The organism is Streptomyces sp. NPDC101191, from assembly GCF_044767915.1.
Taxonomy (GTDB): Bacteria; Actinomycetota; Actinomycetes; order Streptomycetales; family Streptomycetaceae; genus Streptomyces.
Genome location: NZ_JBIWOU010000009.1, coordinates 63,120 through 77,798, shown reverse-complemented (window position 1 = coordinate 77,798; position 14,679 = coordinate 63,120). Strand labels below are relative to the sequence as shown.

General features: G+C 68.5%; 14 protein-coding genes. 8 read left to right on the top strand and 6 right to left on the bottom strand.

Translation table 11 applies throughout. From position 1 onward, the window contains the following. The first annotated feature begins 160 nt into the window (after nt 1-160). The 3 genes from ACIRQF_RS30430 (at nt 161) to ACIRQF_RS30420 (ending at nt 3,326) form a co-directional block, all read left to right on the top strand. Entirely contained in the window at nt 161-1,093 is a 933-nt protein-coding gene (locus ACIRQF_RS30430; RefSeq protein WP_404096889.1) for a hypothetical protein, read from the top strand. A gap of 159 nt (nt 1,094-1,252) precedes the next feature. Next, a complete protein-coding gene (locus ACIRQF_RS30425; protein ID WP_404096886.1) occupies nt 1,253-2,335 on the top strand; it encodes a Ku protein in 1,083 nt (360 codons plus the stop codon). A gap of 22 nt (nt 2,336-2,357) precedes the next feature. Next, on the top strand, nt 2,358-3,326 hold the full coding sequence (locus tag ACIRQF_RS30420; protein WP_404096883.1) for an ATP-dependent DNA ligase: 969 nt from the start codon (nt 2,358-2,360) through the stop codon (nt 3,324-3,326). Nucleotides 3,327-3,750: 424 nt separating this feature from the next. Here the strand turns inward: ACIRQF_RS30420 and ACIRQF_RS30415 are convergent, their stop codons facing one another. From ACIRQF_RS30415 to lexA, 3 genes are all read right to left on the bottom strand, one after another. Then, nucleotides 3,751-4,188: a hypothetical protein gene (locus ACIRQF_RS30415; RefSeq protein WP_404096880.1), complete on the bottom strand. Its 438-nt coding sequence runs from the start codon at nt 4,186-4,188 to the stop codon at nt 3,751-3,753. A 144-nt stretch (nt 4,189-4,332) separates the two neighbouring features. Next, a complete protein-coding gene (locus ACIRQF_RS30410) occupies nt 4,333-5,160 on the bottom strand; it encodes an SDR family oxidoreductase (protein ID WP_404096877.1) in 828 nt (275 codons plus the stop codon). Nucleotides 5,161-5,360: 200 nt separating this feature from the next. Beyond that, nucleotides 5,361-6,086 carry a transcriptional repressor LexA gene (lexA, locus tag ACIRQF_RS30405; RefSeq protein WP_404096874.1) on the bottom strand — a complete coding sequence of 242 codons (726 nt, stop codon included), beginning with the start codon at nt 6,084-6,086 and terminating at the stop codon, nt 5,361-5,363. Between the two features lie 395 nt (nt 6,087-6,481). Between lexA and ACIRQF_RS30400 the strand changes: the two genes are divergently transcribed. The 4 genes from ACIRQF_RS30400 to ACIRQF_RS30385 all read left to right on the top strand — a co-directional run bounded on the left by ACIRQF_RS30400 (nt 6,482) and on the right by ACIRQF_RS30385 (nt 10,005). Then, nucleotides 6,482-6,928, top strand: coding sequence for a hypothetical protein (locus ACIRQF_RS30400; protein ID WP_404096871.1), 447 nt, complete (start codon nt 6,482-6,484; stop codon nt 6,926-6,928). A 306-nt stretch (nt 6,929-7,234) separates the two neighbouring features. Beyond that, nucleotides 7,235-9,166 (top strand): hypothetical protein, encoded by a 1,932-nt coding sequence (locus tag ACIRQF_RS30395; protein WP_404096868.1) that lies wholly within the window; start codon nt 7,235-7,237, stop codon nt 9,164-9,166. A 151-nt stretch (nt 9,167-9,317) separates the two neighbouring features. Next, entirely contained in the window at nt 9,318-9,665 is a 348-nt protein-coding gene (locus ACIRQF_RS30390) for a WhiB family transcriptional regulator (RefSeq protein WP_404097560.1), read from the top strand. A gap of 157 nt (nt 9,666-9,822) precedes the next feature. Beyond that, nucleotides 9,823-10,005, top strand: a complete 183-nt coding sequence (locus tag ACIRQF_RS30385) for a hypothetical protein (protein ID WP_404096865.1) — start codon at nt 9,823-9,825, stop codon at nt 10,003-10,005. 3 nt (nt 10,006-10,008) lie between these two features. On the opposite strand, the gene ACIRQF_RS30380 is transcribed toward ACIRQF_RS30385, so the two are convergent. Then, nucleotides 10,009-10,353, bottom strand: a complete 345-nt coding sequence (locus tag ACIRQF_RS30380; RefSeq protein ID WP_404096862.1) for a helix-turn-helix domain-containing protein — start codon at nt 10,351-10,353, stop codon at nt 10,009-10,011. A gap of 79 nt (nt 10,354-10,432) precedes the next feature. On the opposite strand from ACIRQF_RS30380, the gene ACIRQF_RS30375 reads away from it, so the two are divergent. After that, nucleotides 10,433-13,144, top strand: a complete 2,712-nt coding sequence (locus ACIRQF_RS30375; protein WP_404096859.1) for a hypothetical protein — start codon at nt 10,433-10,435, stop codon at nt 13,142-13,144. 192 nt (nt 13,145-13,336) lie between these two features. Here the strand turns inward: ACIRQF_RS30375 and ACIRQF_RS30370 are convergent, their stop codons facing one another. After that, the gene (locus ACIRQF_RS30370; RefSeq protein ID WP_404096856.1) at nt 13,337-13,579 is read right to left on the bottom strand and encodes a hypothetical protein; all 243 of its coding nucleotides are present in this window, start codon (nt 13,577-13,579) and stop codon (nt 13,337-13,339) included. A gap of 106 nt (nt 13,580-13,685) precedes the next feature. Beyond that, entirely contained in the window at nt 13,686-14,540 is an 855-nt protein-coding gene (locus ACIRQF_RS30365; RefSeq protein ID WP_404096853.1) for a hypothetical protein, read from the bottom strand. Between the last annotated feature and the right edge of the window lie 139 nt (nt 14,541-14,679).

Genomic DNA, 14,679 nt, shown 5'->3' with positions numbered 1-14,679 from the left:
GTGTGATGGTCCACTCGCCGTCTGGGACAGCCGGCCGCCGGGTGTGCATCGAGGATCAGTTGCCGGCCTACAGCCTCCACGACCGCACGGTGCTCCTGCACGCAGGCCTGACCGGTCACGAAGAGCCGGACGTCGTGGAGTCGGCAAGGACCGAGTGGCCGTGGGGACACTGAACGCGCGCAAAGGCCGCCGCAGCGGCGGAGGGCAGGACGTCGAAGCCGTCCTTGACGAGCTGTACACCACGCCGCCGTCCGACTTCGTCGCCCGCCGGGAGACGCTGACCGCAGCAGCGAAGACGGCCGGCCGGGTGGACGACGCACGCCGGATCCATGCCGCCCGCCGCCCCACCCTCGCCGCGTGGGCGGCGAACCTCCTGCTGCGCTCCCAGCCGGAAGAGAGCCGGCAGTTCCTGGAACTGGGACAGGCGCTGCGCGAGGCCTACCAGGCCCTGGACGCGGAAGGACTCAAAGATCTCTCCGCGCAGCGCCGCCGTGTCGTATCCGCCTTGTCGCGGCAGACCGCCCAGCTCGCCCGTGAGGCCGGGCACCGGCTCTCGCAGTCGGTCCAGCAAGACCTCGAAGCGACCCTGCGCGCCGTGCTGGCCGATCCGGATGCAGCCGACCAGTGGGCGGGCGGCCGTCTGGTCAACGCCCTCACTCCTCCGTCCAACCTCCGCCCCAGCACCGCCCGGTCGGCCGAGAAGCCGGGCACCCGGGGCCGCACGGCGTCCTCTCCTCCGGCGCGGGCCAAGGACGAACTCTCCGAGCGGCGCCGCGCCCGCCAAGAACAGCTGGCCCGGGCGAAGGAGGCAGCCGAGGCGGCCGAGCAGCGCTTGCGTGAAGAGCGCGCACGGCGAGCGGACATCGACGCCAAGCTGCAAAGGGCCCGCGAGCGCACCGAGCAGGCCCACAAGCGGATGTCCGCCGCCGAGGAGCAAATGCAGCAGGCGCGCGAGGAGGTCCAGCGAGCCGAGAACAAACAGCAGGAAGCTGAGGAACAGAGCCGGTCCGCCGCCGACGCCCTCGCCCACGCCGAGCGGGAAGCACGCGAAAGCGCGCAGCACGTACGCCGCATGACCGCAGGCACCACGTAGGCGGCACCCGATCACCAGGCCGCAATGCCCGCCCTTTCCCCACGGCATCTGATCTTCCCGCCGCCCGGCGCGCGCCGCTGGTCCAGGAGTGACACCGTGGTCAGCAGGCGCCCCTGCCGGGGACGCCACCAGCAGTATCAGGCGCGGGAGTGAACGGTCATGGCACGCTCGATCTGGACCGGTGTGATCACCTTCGGGCTCGCCAGCCTGCCCGTAGGCCTGTACACGGCGACCGAAGACCACACCGTCCACTTCCACCAGCTGCAGCGAGGCACCGCCGACCGGATCCGCAACCGGCGCGTCAACGAACGCACCGGCAGGGAAGTCCCGTCCGAGAACATCGTCAAGGGCTACGAGCTCGCCGAGGGCGAGTACATCGTCGTCGAGCCCGACGAGCTGGACCAGATCGCGCCGGGCCGCTCCCAGACCATCGACATCACCGACTTCGTCGACCTGGCCGACATCGAGCCGGTCTACTTCGACCGCACCTACTACGTCGCACCCCGCGGCAAGGAGTACACCAAGGTCTACGAACTGCTCCGCGCGGCGCTCGCGGAGTCGGACAAGGCCGGGATCGCGACGTTCGTCATGCGCGGCAAGCAGTACCTCACCGCCCTGCGCGCCGAGGACCGGTTGCTGGTGCTGCAGACGCTCCACTGGGCGGACGAGGTACGCGACCCCGGCAAGGAGCTGCCCGAGCTCCCCTCGAGCCGCGCCAGCAAGGGCAAGGAACTGACGCTGGCCATTCAGCTCGTCGACGCCCTGAGTGCGCCCTGGGAACCCGGCCGGTATCACGACACCTACGAGGAGAAGGTCCGTGAGCTGGTGCAGGCGAAGGCCGAGGGCCAGGAGGTCGCGGTGGCAGAGGAGGCGCCGCAGGCCACCAACGTCATCGACCTGATGTCCGTCTTGCAAGGGAGCCTCGACCAGGCCCGCGGCAAGAAGACGGACGCCGAGCCACGGCCGACCAAGAAGGCGCCCGCCCGTAAGACCGCACGCAAGCCGGCCGCGAAGGCGCCGAAGAAACCAGCTGCCCGCAAAGCGCCGCCGAAGACCGCACGGACCACTTCGAAAGCCCGCCAGCGCAGCGCAGGCAAGGACAACCTGCGGCAGCTGAGCAAGACGGAGCTGTACCAGCGGGCGACCGAGCAGGGCATCGAAGGCCGCTCCAAGATGAGCCGCGAGCAGCTCGCCGACGCACTCACCCATGCCGGGCACCGCCGCAAGAAGAGCGCCGCCTGACGTCCGCCCGAATGCCGCGCTCATGACCTGGACACTTCCCGAGCCGATGCTCGCTGCGGCCGTGAACAGCCCCGACCTGCCGCAGGAGTGGGCGGCCGAACCGAAGTGGGACGGCTTCCGCGCCCAGCTCTCCACAGAAGCAGGGCACGTGGTGGTGCGCTCGCGGCACGGCACGGATCTCGCAGGGATGTTTCCCGAGATCGTGGCGGCAACGGTGCAGCTGCCGGACGCGACGGCGCTCGACGGGGAACTGGTCGTGTGGGAATCCGGGCGGCTGGCGTTCGAGCGTCTCCAAGGCCGACTGCAGCGGCGGGGAACGGGGGCGGTAGATGCCTCCGCGACATGGCCGGCCCACTTCGTTGCCTTCGACGTGCTGCGGCTGGCCGGCACCGAGACGACGGCATGGCCGTACCGTCGGCGCCGGAGTGCGCTGGAGGACGTGTTCGCCGAGCGCCCGCTGTCGGCGCCGTGGGCGCTGTGCCCGTCGACCACTGACCCCGACACCGCGGCCGAGTGGCTGTCATGGACGGCCGTCGGCATGGAGGGCCTCTGCTTCAAGCGACTCGATGACCCCTACCGGCCGACAGTGCGCGGATGGCGCAAGTACAAGGTGCGCGAAACGCAGGAGGCGATCATCGGCGCGATCACCGGCCCCCTTGCCGCTCCCCGCAGCCTGCTGCTGGGCAGGCTCGACGCCCGCGGGCTCTTGCAGTACACCGGCCGCACTACCACGCTGGCCCGCGCTGCTGGCACGCTCTTGTCCAGGCTGCTCGTCCCGGCTAGGGCCGGACATCCGTGGACAGGGTGGACGTTCTCCGCCGGGTGGGGCACCAGAGAGACCCTCACCGTCACCCTCGTGAAGCCCGAGGTAGTGGTGGAAATCGCCGCCGATGTCGCCCGGGACAGTGCCGGCCGCTTCCGTCACCCGGCCCGACTGCACCGCGTCCGCACCGACCTGACACCAGCCGACACGCCCTTGTTCAAAACCTGATGAACAGCAGTGGCTGGAGGGAGCACCCCATGCCGCGGTCCACCACCGCAGTGCTGCTGCCCGGCGGGCGTACCCTCGTCATCGCTCGCCCAGGTGCTGCGCAGGATGAGCGAAGCCGACTGCTAAGCCCTAGCGTCGTATTGCCTTGCGCTGACAGGACAGCAGGGCCTGGGCGGCCCCGGCACCCCGCGCCCTGGGCCGGGCGCCGCCCTCCACCTAAGCCCGTTCGAAGTGCATGTGTGCTGTGTGAGGGTCGTCGATCAGTGCACCCTCCCGTCAGCCCCGTGATCTCAGAGCCTGGCCAGAAGAACGAGCCGGGCATTCGAACGGCGTGCGGCCGTCGACGGATGACGACGCCGCTGGAGACTTCGGAGGCCAGACAAGGCCTCGGGCCCGGTCGGGCAGGAACGGGCCCGAGGATCGATCAGGCCGCTCGCTCGACGCCGTCCTGGTCGAGGGCGGGTTCGTCCTTCTTGCATGTTGGTACGGCGCCCTCGGCGTGCTTGAGAGCCTGCCGTGCGGCGACCAGGGCGAAGCCCTCGACGCCGTGCTTCTGGCAGAGCTTCCAGTGCTCGTGTCCCTGCACGGCCTCGGCCGCCTTGCGGAGGTCCTCCCACAGGCGGTCGTACGTCTCGGCGTCGCCTGCCTTCCAACCGGTCGTCTCCGGACGCCCACGACGGTGCCATCGCTCCGGTTCCTCCGGCCAGCCGTCGTCCGGCTCACGGGACCAGGGAAGCTGGGCCTGATGCGCGTGGAGTGCGGCGTACAGTTCGGCGAGTTTCAACTGAGCATCGAGCAGGTCCTTGGGGAATTCTTTCGGATCGAACGGCTGGTCCTCGGCTGCGGGGGCGGGAGTGCTCATGTCCTGGATGCTAGTTCGACCCACTGACAACATTGCGCACCCAGGTCTCCGTGACAGCGGCTGCCGAGGACCAGAGCGGGGAGACCGAGGCGGGCGGGCATTCCGCTTGCACGCGGTGACTTGCCTGGCGGCTTCTGGGGGCGCTCACCCTCCTGCGGCCAGGAACTGGCGGGCGCCCCGCAGCGTGGTGAGCAGCCTGCGCTGGGTGGCGCGGCTGTCGAGACGCAGGTCGAGTGCCCCAGGGAGTGTGGTGTCGGCCCTCAGGCCCGCGGACAGCCGGGAAGCGTCTAGCCCGTCTCGCCTGGCGACGAGGACCCCCAGCTCGTAGCGGCTGACGGCGTCGGCTCCCCCCAGATGATGAACACCGTGCGCGTCGTCGAATGCGAGCTCCAGTAGGGCTGCAGCCAGGTCGGCGACATGCACCGGACATCGGATGTCGTCGGTGAACAGCACACCGCTGCGGACGCCGCCCGCAAGGTCATGCACCGCGCGTACGTGCTCGGACCGCCGGTCGCCGATGATCAGCGAGGTGCGGGCGATGACAGCGTCCGGGTGCACAAATCGGACAGCCGTCTCTGCTGCCGCCTTTGCCGCACCGTAGGGGGTGACCGGGTCGGGAAGGCTGGTTTCGTCATAGGTGACTTGGGCCCCGGAGAACACGGCGTCGCTGGAGACGTGCACGAAGCGGCAGCCGCTCCTGGCTGCTGCGATCGCCAGGCGGGCGGGGCCTTCGGCCGTGACCGCCCATTCCGCTTGAGCGCTCGAAGTATTGACGATGACGCGAGGGGCTGTTGCGGCGACGACTGCTTCAACACTCTCCTGGTCCCGAAGATCGAGGGCCTGCCAGGCGACCTCCGGGATGTTGCTGGGCTTCGTCGCGAAGGTTGCCACCGTCTCGTGACCCGCTGCTACCGCCTGGCGAGCCAGCTCACTGCCCAAGAATCCGCTGCCGCCGGCAATCAGCACTCTCATGACGTGACACGTTAGAGGCTCCGCGCCCGCGCAGTCCGGTGATCCCATTTCAAGCGAACCCCTTTGGCGACTCCCACGCAGGTCCTGGACCAACTGCCCTACCAGGGCCAGTTCGCCGTCTCGGCCTGCTCCGTCGCCATGCGGGCAACCTCACCGACCGAGGACGTCCGCCTCTGGCGCCTTGTCGGCCTGCGGTCAGGTCAGATCCGTCGCATGACGGCGGTGACGATGCCGAGGATCGTGGCGTCGTTGCCGTTGATGGGTTCGTAATTCTTGTTGTCCGGCATCAGCCACGTGTCGGTGCCGTTCCGCCTGAGGCGCTTCACCGTGGCCTCCCCGTCGAGCATGGCGACCACGATGGCCCCTTGTTCCGCAGTTGGTTGCGCCCGCACGACGACAAGATCACCATCAAGGATGCTGCCTTCGCCGGCCATGGAGTCCCCGACCACAGTCAGGACGAAGAGTTCACCAGACCCCACGAGCTGCCGCGGCAGAGTGAGGACGTCGTCTACCTGTTGGTCCGCAGTGATCGGGACGCCGGCGGCGATGCGGCCGATGAGTGGAATGTCCGTCACGGCCGCAGAGCGTTCAGCTTCTGCAGCCCGGGCGGTGAGCTCAGCGTCGCTGGGATTGGGCTCAGCGTCCTGGACCAGGACGTAGGCGCGCGGTCGGTGTGGGTCGCGCCGGAGGAGCCCCTTCTTCTCCAAGGCCTGGAGTTGGTGGGCGACCGATGAGGTGCTCGACAAGTTCACCGCCTGCCCAATCTCGCGCATCGACGGCGGGTAGCCGCGCTGCTTGACCGATTCGCGAATGCAGTCCAGAACCTTCCGCTGCCGCACGGTCAGTCCGTCGGCGCCAGTCCGGATGCCGGGCGGGCGCCCGATGTGCCGGTAGGTGTTTGCGATGGCCTCCATGCGGCCCCCCATCGTTCATGATCTACCGACAAACGGTATCCCGACCCAACGACAATACGCACGGACATTCGATCTATCGGCTTGACCTCGGAGAACTCCAGGGCCGGTGTGGCCGCAGGTCAGCTCTGACACGGACGAATGGGTGCTCGCCCTCATCGACGGTGTGTGCCAGGGCAGGTCGGCCACCCTCGGCGCCGAGCGCACCGCCGACTGCGCCTGTGACCGCCCGTACAGTCCTGGAAGTCGCCGCTGTACGATCTGTGGCGGGCAAGTCGCGCACGCCTCCCGCCGTCACCGGCGCCCACGTCGCCAGGTGATCGACCGGCCAAGGTCCTCCGGGGCCCGCGTCCCCTTCGGTATGCCTTCGTCCGGCGGGAGCGTGGGAGACCGCCAGGGACGAGCAGCAGATGCCCAAGAAGCAGTCCACCGCCGCGCAGAGGGCCCGCACGTGGCAGGCGGCAACAGGCGAGAAGTACACAAACGCACTGCGGGCCGCGCAGTCCGGCCGACCGGCCCGGTTCCTTATGGCGGCTGGCTGCTGCGTGGCGGTTGAGGCATTGGCCTCGAAGGTGAGTGACGAGTTCGACCAGGGCGGGGTGCCAGCGCTGCTGGCGACGCTGGAGGAACTACGGGGGTCGATGTGGTCACGCAGTGCGCACTACGACATCTTCAGCGGCCATGGGGTGGTGCTTGCCGTGGAGTCGGTTTGTATCCCGCTGCTGTTCAGGGTGCGGGTGGCGGGCGTCTGGTCGGAGCCAGTGCTGCCCACGGCGCAGCGGCGACAGGTCCGGCAAGCCATCGGCCGACTGGAAGGTGTGCTCTGCGAGGTGGCTGCGGAAGAACTCCGCGGCTGACAACTCCGCGTCCGAGCGAAGCTGTCCCCGAGAAGGTGGGGGTTGCCCCGGCCCGAACCCGGCACCGGCCCGGAACCGGCTCAACGTTCGTTCGACAGGACGGATACGGGCGCCCAAGTGCCCGGGCCACGAGGACGGGGAAGGACCGCTTCGACCTCCCCAGGTGTGGCGGCCCTTCCCCGGGCATTCACCGCCTACCCCGGAAGCCTGCCCCTGTTCCAGGCAGCACTCGATCTCGCCCTCAACGTACGGCGTAGCACGGCACCTTGTCCTTGGTGACCTTCTCAGACACGGGAACACCTCTTGATGTCGTTGAAACCGGTTCACGCGGCGCTCGAGACGACGGGCACGCACACCTGGGACGTCGGACGGCCTGCTTATCCACGAACCGATAGCGTTGGTCGCGTGACCGACAGGAACCCCGACGCCCCCCACCACCCCTCTGCAGGCCGGGTGATCGGCCCGCGGGCGGCTGCCGACCAGCTGGACGACGTGGAGACACGGCTCATCGGCGACCTCCACGCAGCCGTTGAACGCCCTGTCGGCAGGCCGGCCTTGCGTCCCCTTGGCGGTCTGGGCACGTATGAAGGCGAGTTCGTTGTCGACTTGGCCGCCTCGCTGTGCGGGCGGGATGTCCGCGACGCCCGTGCGGTCCTGAAGCGCGCCGAACGCTGGGGCGTTGGTGTACGCGAGCTGACGAGCCCCCTCGGCCTCACCGAAGGCGACACCGCCGACTACCTGAACCGACTCGTGAAGGTCGGGCTGCTCAGCGGCCCTCACGGCGAGGACCGTCGCGACCGGCCATGGGGGCATCAAGACGACCGCCTGTGGAAACCGACCGAAACAGGCCGGCTCCTCGCCTCTGCCTCGGGCCGCAGGCCCTCCAGCCCCCGGCGTGCCCAGGCCCTGGCCGCCACTGTGGTCAAAGCGGCCCATGAGGTGAACACCGACCCAGACAAAACCCTGTACTGGGTCGAGGAGATCCGTGCGCTGGGAGCACTCGCGGATTCGGCGGCCGAGCCGATGCTCCATGTCGACCTGGCCGTGACTCTGCGCCCGCGACTGTCCGACCCGCTGGAGCAGGCCAAGGCGGAGCACCGGATGCACGATGCGGCCCAGGACCGCGGCGAGCGGGACCTCGTACGGGACATGATCGGCTACGGCCACTGGAAGACCCGCCTCAAGCTCGCCGGCCACAGCAAAGCCGTCCGCCTGTTCAAATCCGATGACACCGTGCAAGCCCCCGTCCTCTTCCGCGAGCAGCGCGACCTGACGGTGGACGCCGCGCCGACCGCCCCCTACACCCGGCCTGCCGCACCGGAACCGCTGTCACGCTGCTCCTGGTGCCGGAAGCCGGGCCCCGCCGAACGGGTCGCCGCCCCCGGGCATGAGCACAGCACCTCACCGATCGGGCTGTGCCAGGACTGCCTCATCCTGGGCGGTGCCGCGGCACCGTCCGCGTACGACTTCGACGGCGGCCGAGGCGCCGCCCGACGGATCGTGTCCGCTCTGACCGAAGAACCAGGCCATACCAATGGGTGCTCCCTGTGCGGCAGGACCGCTCTCACCGAACACACATGGTGGCCTGAGCAGGGCGACGACTCCGCCGGTGAACCGCCCGGCGTCCGGCTGCGCCTGTGCCAGCTGTGCCCAGGACTGCTGCACCTGCACGACGACCCGGCCCGCCAGCGTTGGTGGCAGTCCCGCTTCCGGGCCGCCTGTGTGACCGGCATGCACGCGACCCTCCGGCAGGAAGCCGGCTTGCCAGATCCCGCGGCCCGCACATCCAAGCCCCGAAGGCCAACGCGTCTCACCGACGCCCACCAGGAGATCCTCACCGAGATCCGGCGGTCGGGCGTCATGACCGTCATCGACTTCACACGCGATGCCCACCGGGCCGGAACCCACCCGCGCCGCCGCTGGTCGTGGTGGGAGACCCGCATCGGGCACCTCCTCGACCACGAGCTCGTCGCGCTCATCACCAACGACCACGATAGGCACCCAGAGACCACCGTTCGGGTCATGGCTGACGATGAGCGTGACCTAACCCGCCGGGTCTTCGACCTGCATGTTCCCGGCCCGGTGTGGGACGGCCTCCGGGTCACCGAGCCCGAGCCTCCCGAGGGATGGACCGACCTCTACACCGAGCTCACGGCACTTCGCCACCATCGCGACGAGGAAGCACGTCGCGTGCGGGCCAGGACCCGCCCCACCGAGGACCTTGTCGGGATCTCGTAGCTCATTTTGCGCCTGCGCTCCACCATTTGCTGGTCCGTGCTGTCAAGAGGAGCGTCACCCGAAGGGATTGATCCGCAGGACGCGTGTCCCATGCCCCACGCTACTTCCGTAGCGTCGCCGAGATCGTCCTCCGTAGGCTGGAGGCGGTGGGCTGGATTGGGGAGAGGACGGCGCCGGAGTGATCGCGAATGATCAAGGATGGGGTACGCGGGCGATATGCCGCGCCAGTGACCCAGATGAGCTCTTCGTCGACGGCGCAGCCCAGAACCGGGCGAAAGCCATCTGCAACGGCTGCCCCGTACGCACCGAGTGCCTCGCCTACGCCCTTGACGCCCGCATCGAACATGGCGTGTGGGGCGGCATGACGGACAGGGAACGACGCGCTCTGCTGCGACGGCGGCCGACCGTCACCTCCTGGCGTCGCCTGCTGGAACAGGCCCGCAAGGAGCATGACCGGCAAGCACGTCCAGTCGACAGCGAATTGAGCAAGGCCAGCTGAGCAAGTTCGCGTGCATCAACCGAGGCCGGCGTCTTCTGCGGACGGTGGGTAATGTCCGTCATCGACCCGGACCTGGGAATAGCAGTCGGACCGAACCTCGACATCGGGCCGGCCGACACCCTCACCATGGCCCCACCCCGACGCCCCCGGCCGGCAGATGATCGCCGTCACCGGCGAGGTGCCGGTCTTGCCCCACGAGGAGGCGGTGAGGCTCTTGGCGGAGCACGGCTTCGTCGTGAAGGCCGCCGCCCGCGACGATGCCCGAACCGACGAAGGCTTCATTCAGACGGCATGCACGGAGTGGACCGTTCCCTGCCAGCCCCTCGCCGTTCCGTTGTGACGCTCATTGCCGCGGCAGGGTCTCGTCACCTGGTCCCGGGCTTGGATCAGTGATCGAACTGTTCAGGTCGCGGAAGAGCTCTCCCACGTCGACCCCCAGCGCGTCGGCCAAGGCGAACACTTTGTCCAGCGACACGTTGCGCCGACCGCCCTCGACGCCGACGTAGAAGACGCGGTTCATGTCGGCTGACTCCGCAAGTTGCGCCTGAGACAAGCCTGCTCGCACGCGTAGATCCTTCAGGCGCCTCCCGAAGGCCTGACGACGTGCCAGAAGAGCAGCAGTGTCATCAGGTGCTTTCGGCATGAGCAAACCGTATCCGACCTGAAGCATGTTGCCTATAAGCGACATCAAATGTAGCTTATAGGCAACATGGCGGTTTGGGTGCCCCAGCCCACCGCAGCTGCATTCCAACCTTGGGAGTACCGCTGTGACCGACAACCTTCCGGCTGCGCGGCAAACAGGGCCCGCCCAGGACCCAGCGGCCGAGATCGCCCAGCTCACCGCCGAGCTCGCTGAGCTGGGCGCTGAGGCACAGCGACTGACCGCCGCGGCGGAGCCCGAGTCTGGACTGGCCGAACCCGGGGCCGCACTGGTCCCGGCTGCTGGCCAGCAGGCAGTCGAAGCCAAAGCCGGCATGGTCCGACAGCTCGCCCGCCTGCAGAACCTGCAAGAAGACATCGCCAGGCGAAAGGGACGCCTCCGGGAGTTAATGGAAGCCCAGATGCAGGCGGCCAACCGGGTGCTGGAGCCGCTGCGGGCCCAAGCCGCGCGCATGCAGGAGGGGATCACGGCCATCACCCTCTACCTCGGCATCGAGGAGGGCATCGAGACGCTCCGGGAAGGCGAACCGGCTGCGGCGAACACGCCTGTGGTGTTGCGGCAGATGGTCCTCAGCGCGGATCAGGAGTGCATGGTGGCCGCCGAGAGCGGCGGCCTGGACGTCGAAGGCCTGGACGACTTCTTCGGCTGGCTGCTGGCCGACGACAGGAACTTGGACCAGGTCCTGCCGGAACCCAAGGGCATCGTGGCGCTGGTACCCAGCCGCACCGAGCGCCGCTATGCGAGGGATCCTTGGTTCAACGCCGCGATGAAGGAAGCGAACGCTGCGACGTTCTTCCTGGTCCGCAACGGCGAACGTCTCTACGCGGTGTTCAACGAGCTCAAGCTCGAGCGACGGCTGTTCCCCGCTGCAGACGAGTTCGTCAACCTCTTCCGCGATCATCGGGGCTGCCCGCTGGAGCCGGGCAGTTTTCAGTGGAAGAAAGCCGAGGAGAAGGCCGATGCCACCCGGCGGCAGTACATGAAGGTGGGGCTACTGCTGCAGGGGCTGGTCGACCGCACCACGATCCTGCACCCGCACCCGGAGCAGGGGCTGAACCTGCTCGACCAGGAGGCCATCGACGCTGGCCGGGTGGTCTTCATCCCCGACGCGGAGGACTCCTACGCGCTTGGCGACGGCAACGAGCGGTTTGTCCACTGGCAAAAGCGCGTCAATGCACAACTGCGGCCGGGCATGCGCGTCATCGTGGCCAGCAGCAGCGAAGCCTTCCGTCAACTGGCGTACGGCCGCGATGACTACCGGCGCGGGCATTCCCGCCTCCACCCCGCAACAGCCGACGCCCCCAGCCCCGGCACGATCTACACAATCGAGCAGCGCCGTTCGGACGGAGGACTGGTCATCCGCTACGAGCGCACGGACGAGGTTTGGACCGACCAAGGCCTCCGTCCCGCGAGGGTTCGCGCCTCCTGCACTGTGCGCGCCGAGGATCCCTTCGTCCTTGCCTACGACGCAGCGGATCCCGAACTCCTGCGCACTTTCCTGGGCAACCGGGTCGACCGGGAGCACTACCTGGACATGGTCCCGGTGATCAACGCCGCCCTCAAGGCCAAGGAACAGGAGCGGGCCGCCGAGGCGCCCTTCCGGCAGATGGTGGTCGGCATGCTGATGCAGCAAGCCGACGCGAGCGTGGCGGAGGCCGAAGAGGCTGCCGTCGGCCTGATTGACTGGTGGAAGTTCGCCAACCGGGTCCACCGTCCGCTGACCGGCCGCGGAGCAGAGGCGGACGCCAAAGCCGCCCGGGACATCCTGGCCGAGTTCCGGCGCCGGCAGCGCACGGAGCACAGCCGCGCCTCCCAAGCGGTCCTCAAGGCGCTGTCGGCCGAACACCCGAATGCACTACTGATCGCTCAGACTCATGCCGGTCACCTGGTCGTGCTCACACCGCATGCGAGCGGCCCGTTCGTCGCCGAGCACACCTACAACCGGCGTGGACAGCCGCGCGGCAGCCGGGAGTGGGTGCTGCCCGGGACGCGGCCGAACCGATGGACAGCCCTTCGCAGCACATCGGAATGGGCGAGCTGGGACCGTGGCGCCACCCTTGCCGAGCACCTGACCGGCCCGGAGCGCGAAGACCTCGCCAAGGAGGCAATCCGGCTCGCCCGTGCCGAGTTCCCCGACCGGGAGATCGCCGCCGTCACACTCCAGGGTAGGCACGACGTGATCGCGTGGACAGTCAGCTCTTGGGGTGAGGTGGATGAGGATCACCCGGCTACCGGCAAGGCAGAAACGGTCATGCTTGAGGGGTACGGCTTCTCCTGGCACCGGAACCGCCGCCAGCAGGCAGTCGCTGGACAGCGCACCATGTCCGGCCAGCGCAACTGGGATCGGTTGGCAGGCCACCACCCTTGGGAGGCTGCATGGGGTCAGGTGGTCAGCGTCCTGATGCTGGATACAGACCTCGTCCGGCGAGCCGAAGCCGCCCACGCGCGCTACGAGGCGGTGGCGCGGCGCCGCGGGGAGATCCGGGACGCCGCCCGAGCTGCCTACCGTGCGGCGGAGGCCACTTGGAACGAGCGCCAGGAGCAGGAGGCCTACCGTGCCTTCCTGACCGAATACGGGGAGCCGAACCTGTGGGAAGGCCACCGCAAGACGCTCAACCTGTCTCCGATGCCCGAGCCTCCCGACCAAACCCGCGGCAGCTCCAGGCGGCTCGGCACCTCCTGGTTCACCGCCCTCACCGCCCTCATCGAAGCTGGTGAAGACGTGGCCAACTACACCCTTGGACAAGCGCTCGAGACCCAGGGCGTATCCGACATCCCCGCAGACCTGTTCACGCTGCCCCTGCACCGCCCTGCCTGACTGCTGAGAGCAACGGGGATTCGCGTAGGGGGCCCCGTGTACCTCGAAGATGTGACCACCGACGCGCCTGTCGCCGCGCCCCCGCTATGCAGTACGTCGCGGACGTCCGAGTGATCGAGCTCGGAGGAACGCACCGAATACGCCCAGCGGACTGATTCCTTGTTCGGCTCACCGGGCGGAGCGGGCTGTGCGTCAGATCTCTGACAGGGAGGTGAGGTAGTAGCCGGTCTTCCTGCGTGTACCCCGCCCCGTCCGCGCCGTTTCGTGGAAGTAGCTGGTAGGGATGTCGTATTGGCGGGAGGGGTGACGCTCGTCGTAGACCCGGACGGTCGTGCTCCCCGGCGTGTACTGGTCGACGACGACGGTTTCCGGGTAGGCGGACGTCGCTCCGCCTCTGCACGTCGTGTAGACCTGCTTGCTCGTAATACGGTGCACGCTGCCCCTCTCGACGGGGCAAGGCTATCCGGATGCCGGGCTCCTTGATCGCGGTGCGATCCCGATGATCGCTCGGCCCTTCAGTCAGGGATGCCGGCAACACCACCTACGGGACCTGAAGTTCATCCCACATGGGGTCGAAGACGACGTCGATCGTAAGGGCGAACCGGGGCCGGGTGGTGCGGCCAGTGCCCTGCGCGGCCCGGAGCGTCTTCTCGTTGTTGCTTCCAAGCCACAGACCCACGATCAAATCAGGCAGATACTGCTCCATGGGTATAGCGGTGTGGCGGACCGCCGTGTAGCCGACAGTGAACTGTTTGGAGGAGGGGCGCGTGGTCGCTCCTTCGATGGCGGCGAGCATCTTCGCAGGAACAACCAGGATGTCTCCGGTGGTGCGGATCAGCCAGTAGACCGCGCTGGCGCTGTGCTCCAGCAGGTCATGCAGCTGGCGGCGCTTGATGGTCCACGTGTCCTCTCGCCCGCGTCTCGGGGCCTTCTTGACCTGGATGAGGTCTCCCGTCCGCAGCTGGAGCTTCCCCGGTACGCGTACGTCGACGACGACGCCGATGTCGGCGCCGTTGGTCTTCTCCTCCTTCTTGGTCACGGTGCGGTGGCCCACCCGCAGGTGCGGGCCGGCCACACCGGCCAGCCGCGTGTGGGCGGGCAGGGCGGCGAACTCAGCGACGAGACCAGCCAGCAGGGTCGCGGTCAGGTGTTCCTCCTCCGCGGCCCCGAGGTCGTCCATGGAACGGGTGAAACCCGCTACCGCGCGGCGGGTCGCACCCCGTACGAGGTCTTCCAGACCGTGATCGGCAAGCCAGGTGGCCGACGGTGCCGACAACGGCCGCGGAAAGTCCGCACGGCGTGCGTCGACCGACGCGGAGATGACGCTCAGCAGCCGTTCCTCAAGCGGAGCGGTCGTCTCTACGGCGGCCCGCATCCCAGATGCACGCAGCTGCACGGTAAGGATGGTGCTACGGCAGCAGCGGCTGACGGCCCGCCGGACCGTGGGGTGCTTGTCGCGAGAGCGACGGTGAGCGCCGCGTCCAGGCCCTCCGACTGGCCTCCCAGGAGCAGGATCCACTCCAGCGAGCGCGCCC